Source organism: Streptococcus sp. HMSC071D03 (genome assembly GCF_001812125.1).
Taxonomy (GTDB): domain Bacteria; phylum Bacillota; class Bacilli; order Lactobacillales; family Streptococcaceae; genus Streptococcus; species Streptococcus pseudopneumoniae_N.
Genome location: NZ_KV807796.1, coordinates 3,095 through 9,439 on the forward strand (window position 1 = coordinate 3,095; position 6,345 = coordinate 9,439).

Annotated in this window: 2 protein-coding genes and 1 pseudogene; 1 reads left to right on the top strand and 2 read right to left on the bottom strand. The window is 37.3% G+C overall.

The window, feature by feature from the left end; all coding sequences use genetic code 11:
• The coding region (locus tag HMPREF2837_RS08540; protein ID WP_261674351.1) for a YSIRK-type signal peptide-containing protein at window positions 1–544 on the bottom strand (544 nt) is incomplete at its 3' end.
• Window positions 545–1,046: 502 nt separating this feature from the next.
• Between HMPREF2837_RS08540 and HMPREF2837_RS10875 the strand changes: the two are divergent.
• A pseudogene (locus HMPREF2837_RS10875) lies at window positions 1,047–1,262 on the top strand (IS30 family transposase); the annotation flags it as partial.
• A 362-nt stretch (window positions 1,263–1,624) separates the two neighbouring features.
• Here HMPREF2837_RS10875 and HMPREF2837_RS08545 read toward each other — a convergent pair.
• Window positions 1,625–6,345 (bottom strand): ZmpA/ZmpB/ZmpC family metallo-endopeptidase (locus tag HMPREF2837_RS08545; RefSeq protein WP_148131851.1); only part of this gene is annotated, 4,721 nt, incomplete at its 5' end.

Below are 6,345 nucleotides of genomic sequence, written 5' to 3' on the forward strand. Positions count from 1 at the left end.
CTGGAGTTGGCTTCGCTACTTCTGGCTTGATTTCCGGAGTTGCTTCCTGTGTACTTTTGTCATTTTTATCTTCTTTGACTGGAGGAGTTTCCACTGCTCGTAGCTGGTCCAAAACATTGGTCAAGCGAGCTACTAAAGCGTCCACTTCTTCTTGACTCACTTTTGAATCAGCGAGAGTCTGTTCAGCCTTAACAAGTTCTTCATTAGCGGTAACCAAAAGATCTGTATTAGCAGCTTCCTTGACATGGAGCTGGTCTTTGATCTGTGCCACAAGCTGACTTGCAGTAGCTGTATCCACTTTTACAGAACTAGCAGGCTCTTCCTTATCTTGCGATTCAAGCGAACTCGTTCCTTGAATTGAAGCCCCTACATGAGGTTGTTCGACAGGTGTTACGCTATCCGCACTAACGACGCGCGCACCCAAAAACATCAGCGCTGCAACAGCAACTGAAGCCGCACCGAAACTATACTTACGAATAGAGAAGCGTAAAACTTTTTCTCGTTTTTGGCGTTCGATACGACTCATGGATGATTTTTTATCCATTCTATTGTCTCCTTTTTTTGAATTTGCTCACCTGAAATACATATTGTTTATATTCACAGACAAAGCTATCCAAGTATAATTGGATACTTTTTTGTGGGAATAGGCAAATAATTTCGCGCTTAAATCAAACTTTTTTTAGTTTTTATGCATCTAAAATAATTATATTTGATTCACCCTCTATTTTTCCTTGATAGTATTGGATTATTTTGATGTTTTCATTCTTCAAACTATTAAAAATGAATCATATTTAAAATATCACTCAAACGATTAGCATTATTATCGGCGCTTCATTTTATTGTTTTCGTATTCTTTTGCCTTTAAAGTTTGTTTTATTTAAAAAAATTCGAAATAAATTGTATATAAGTTATTTACCTTTTATCCTTCTAAATAAAACTGGAGTTTTTCCTTTCTGTAGAATAAATCCATTGTAGCTTATCGTATTAGTTGTTTCATAATACAATACATTCCTCGAGGATAACGAATGGTAAATGCTCAATACCACCCAAATAAAAGCGCTGAGTCGGTCAATTAAGCTCTAAAACTCATCTTAAAACAGCATCAAATTCTTTCCATCAAGACAGACAATGGAGCCGAATTCAACCGCTTGGCTGATGTGTTTTCTAAGGAGCATGTCTACTATACACATCCCTACGCCTCATGGGAAAGGGGAACTAATGAGAATCACAACCGGCTCATTCGTAGATGGTTACCTAAGGGAGCTATAGTAGATTGAACTTAGAATAGTACGCTACGAATTCTAAAACATTTTTAAAAATTATTTTGACTTTCCTAACCTCTTTGTTCATATCTTGTTTCAATCAACTTTAAGAAAACGACTCCCAAAAAGGTCGCATTTATCGAAAAATGGATTAATAACTATCCTAATACTCTTCGAAAATCAAATTCAAACCACGTCAGCGTCCCCTTGCCGTACTCAAGTACAGCCTGCGGCTAGCTTCCTAGTTTACTCTTTGATTTTTATTGAGTATAAAATATGGAGAGGACAACAATTGCCCTCTCCATATTTTAGCTTTTATTTAACCCACTACAGTTGACAAAGAGCCAAAAAACTTGTCCCTTTTATATTTTAAACAATGGATTTAAGAAACCGTCTGTGTTTTGCAACAACTTCTTGTAAACTTTCCACTTGAGACCTTCGGTATGCTTGAAACCACCTTCTTTCAAGTCTTTCTCAACAGCAGTGTTAAATAAGTCTTGAAGTTGAGCGTAACTTGAAATCTTAGAACCGTCTACTTCAATCTCAACAAAGCCTTTCTGTGCTTTGTCATACACTTCATGATACCAATGTTTCTTCCACTCTTCGAGGTTTTGGAATTGATTTTTAGAAACTTTCTTGATAATAAAGTCATCACCTAAAAGCCCTTTATTTTCTCTGTTGGCATCACCTTTTAATTTGTTAGAAACATAAGGGATAAAGCCATTTTCATAACCATAATACCCCCACATACGGAAAGTGTTGTGTTTAAAGGAGATAGAACCTACGGTGCTTCGACTCGTGTTCCCCCCAAAGACACCTGCCATCATATTGACCGTTTGATAAGCGCTATCAAAACCTTCCGTACGGAAACGACCGTTATTTGGCATACCATGAAGAGTTACAAAGTTATTATCTACCAACTTGTCAATGCTATCAATAGGGATTTTCTTCTCTTCTTCCGTCAAGTCACGCAATTTGTCCCACTGGTGTGGTTCTCCAATTAAACGGTTTCTATCCGCATTGGTGCGCCACTCTTTATCCATCTTCTTGAACCACTTAGAGTTGTCTGATAAATTCTGATGAATAACAGCAGAAGCTTCTAAGTAATCCAACATCATCATAGACTCATTGTAGTTTTTCATATAACTATCAATCTTGTCTCGACTGTCTAACTTAGCTGGGTCATAATTGTAGTACTGCTCACCATCATTTTTACGCTCATAAGCCATGTTGATACCCAGAGCTTTATACTCACTATTCGGAGTAGATTTATCAGGGGTTTGTAACATACCTTGAGCAAAGGCTTCTAAGTCAGTACCTTCACGGTGTCTGTAACCTCCGTAGTAAACCATTCTATCGTTGACGTGAGTTGTTTCATGGGTGAAGGCTGAAATACCAAAGTCGTCTAACATTTTCGTAACCATGAAATACACTTGATCATCTTTATACGGGTCGCCATAAATCTTAGCCATCGCTCCCATAGCTCCATTTACTTGATGCCAACGATCAGTCGGGCCGAATAGCTCACGAATAGGAGATACCACTGTACCACCTCGTCCATAACCTTGACGATTTGCGTCAGGAATACCGTCATACCACTGACTGTCCCACACAGGAGTCGGTACCATATTTTGACTCTTGAGGAGCTTATCACGTACACTTGGAAGAGCTAAACGAGACCAAAAGTCTAGGTATCTTTGTTGTGCTTTTGCTACTGAAATAATCTTAGGTTTTAAAGACTCTCTCGCTTCCTCTGTATTTTTACCATATCTCTCAAATGAACTATAAGCTAAAGTGTTATAGGTTGAAATCATAAAGATATGAGCTTTCTTTAAGTTGAGCAATGGTAAAATCATACGACCGTGAATATCATTGTTTAAACCATCAAATACACGGTGACGCTTATCTTTAAAGGCTTCTGTACTTGTTTCAGGTTCTACTACATAAACGTTTTTCGCAGAATGAATAAACCAGTCATTCAAATCTTTATCTTCTGTAAACAAACGCATGTTATAGTCTAAGAAGCTACGTAAATCACCTTTACCAGTTGCACCAGCAATCACTTCTTTGTAGGCATCTTGCGTACGGTCACCTTTTAAGAAATGCTCCCTTGAACCAATTTGAATCAAACGGTCTAGTACACTTGGTGTCTTACCATAGAAGTCCGGTTTGAACGTCATGATATCCTTGATACTTAAATCACCATATTTGATATCATAGTAACGATTGAGATAAGTCAGTCCCATTATGATTTTAGCTTTGTTATCTTCAACTTTCTTAAGTAAAGCACGCTCGACTACTTCCCCACCGTTTAACTGATGATCTTCATTTTCTAAAATCTGACTAACAAGTTTTTCTAAGTTTCCTTTTACTTCTTCAAAACTTTCTTCTAAATACAAGCCCTTAATATACTCAGTTTTCTTATCTTGTGTGTTCTTCCAAGGTTTATCACGCTGATCCATCAAGCTACGAACTTCATCTGAAAGTAAGGTAACACTAGCTAACTTCTCTTTAATACCGCTTGCTAACTGGTTACGATTCTTCATAACCATATTTGGAGTATAGACAATGTTTTGACCTACTACATCATACTCTTTTACTTGAACTACTTTAGAGTCCGTTTTAGCGGTCACAGTTAACTCTTCTTTTGTACCATCAGCATAGTGAACCATAATCTTATCAATATCCGATAAATCAGTGACAAATTGCCCTGCTTTCATACCTGTTACAGACAGAACAGTTTTCTTAACAAGATTGGACTCATCTGTTAACTTATTCCCTTGGTTTACAATCCACTCTTTGTTATAAAATGGTTGCAGTTTTTCCAAGTTTCGATAAGCTAGGTTTCTTGTTTCTTGGTAGTCCTGAATCGCTTTATATTCAGAATCTCTATCAACGATACGATTTAACTTGTTTACGATAGGATCTTGAATAGTAAAGGTGTTGGCTGTGATATTCATCTTAGCGATTTTAGCATCTGCTTCTGCTTGAGAGATACCAGTAATACGATTTGAATGTTTGTAGGAAGATAAACCACTTGCAACACCATTTACATAATTTACACGTTTGATATTATCTAATCCAAAATATTGGTCATTATCATTCAAGGCTGGTGAACCATAGACAATTTCACCATTATTTACTTTAAGCATTGTTACGACGTCTTCAATAACACCCCAGTTAAAGTTATTATGAATTACACCTCCACTTTCGCCATGCTGAATCAAATTCATAGTACCTTTTATTACAGCATTTCGGAGAAATCCTTTTTTACCTACTGTCATCGAGTCAATACCATGATCTAGTTTACCAATTAAACCACCATATTTAGATTTATTGGCACTAATCTTAGCATCAACGTAAGCTTTATCAACGTTACTTATCCAACTTTCGCTGACAAGTCCACCAGACCACCAGCCTTTATCTCCAAGACTGTTAATCTTACCAATAAATGCTACATTGCGCATAGTAGCTTCATCTAACTTATTAACTGCACCAGTTACATCGTTATTTCCTGTTACTGAACCTACTACTTTGATATTCTCAAGTGTAGATTTCTTAAACATATTACCAATAGGGGCAACTTTATCAGCCCAAGGCATGTTAATATTTACATTACCCAAGTTAAAGTTTTTGAGTGTAGCACCCTCAGCCTCATTAAACAAAGGTCTTTCTAAGTTATGAATCGTGTACTGATGATTCTCTACACTTGATAGAGTACCTCTAAACTTAGCCATAACATAAGCTTTACCTGCTGGTTTAACGTTAACTGCATTCAAATCTGCACCAAGTTTAAAGTCACCGGTAGGATTTGCTTGCATATCTTTTGCTAAATCATGGAAGTTGTAATAAACCTTATCCTCGGTAGCTCTTGGTTTTTCAAGATAATAAGTGTACGTATCTTTTAACTTACCGTCTTTATCACGTTGAACTAAGTCAGGTGCTTTTGCCGTTACCTTGTAAAGCTGCTTACCTTCCTCAATGACCTCTTCAATCTTATCAATTGCTAAACGAGTCACTTTGTTTTCTCTGGAGGTTACTTTTAAGTAATAGTTGTTAACATTACTTGGAAGAGAGGTTAAATGATTACTATCGCTTTCGACACCGCTTTCGTTTACTTGTACGAGACTGGTATTTGCAATATCTTTCAACTCAACTTTCTTTAAATCTAAGCGTAAAGGTTTATCTTCCAAAGTCGATACTTCTGCACCCTTACCTACATCATAAGTCATAGTGGTTGAAATCGTATAATCTTTGTAATAGTCTAAGTTATCTAATACTTGAGATAAGTTATCGGTTTTTAAATCAAGCGTTTTTACAATTTTTCCACCTTCTTTGATAGTCGCTACAATGCGTGTAATTGTAGCATTGTCTTGATTTTCTAGATTGTAGTTAATTGTAGCAGACTTAGCTAAAACATCCTTAGATACAGTGGTCAGAGTCAAAACAGGAGCCGTTTTTTCTTTGAGCTTTTCTTTGGTACCTTTTACAAGAATTTCAGGCTTCATTTCTTTCAAAATAGTTACTGTTTCAACTGGGTCACTGATTTTTTTGCCATGTAACTCTTCATAGCTAGTAACAATTTGACGTTCGCCATCCTCACCAACTTGTTTAATAGAATCATCACCTATAAATTTGCTAGAATCAGATTCTTCTGTGATAGTTTTAGGAATAGTCTCTGTACGAATATCAGTATGTAAAGCAGGAAGCTCTTCTCTCTCTGGAGCAACGTCAGGAACTGTAGCTAGTGGATCGGTATACTCTGAGATTTCAATAACCGGCGGATCAATTAAGTTTCCTGTTTCATCTACTCCTGTTGTACCTACAGATTCCGTGTATTCTGACTTCTCGGACTTGGGTGCTTCGTCTGGAACTGTGCCTACCGGTTCAGTGTATGCTGGTTTTTCATGAACTTCTGGCTCACCTTTTTCAGTCACAACAGCTTCGGGTAATGCCGGTTGAACTTCCGGTTCGCCTTTGTCAGTCACAACAGCTTCGGGTAATGCCGGTTGAACTTCTGGTTTTCCTTTATCAGTCACAACAGCTTCGGGTAATGCTGGTTGAACTTCCGGTTCGCCTTTGT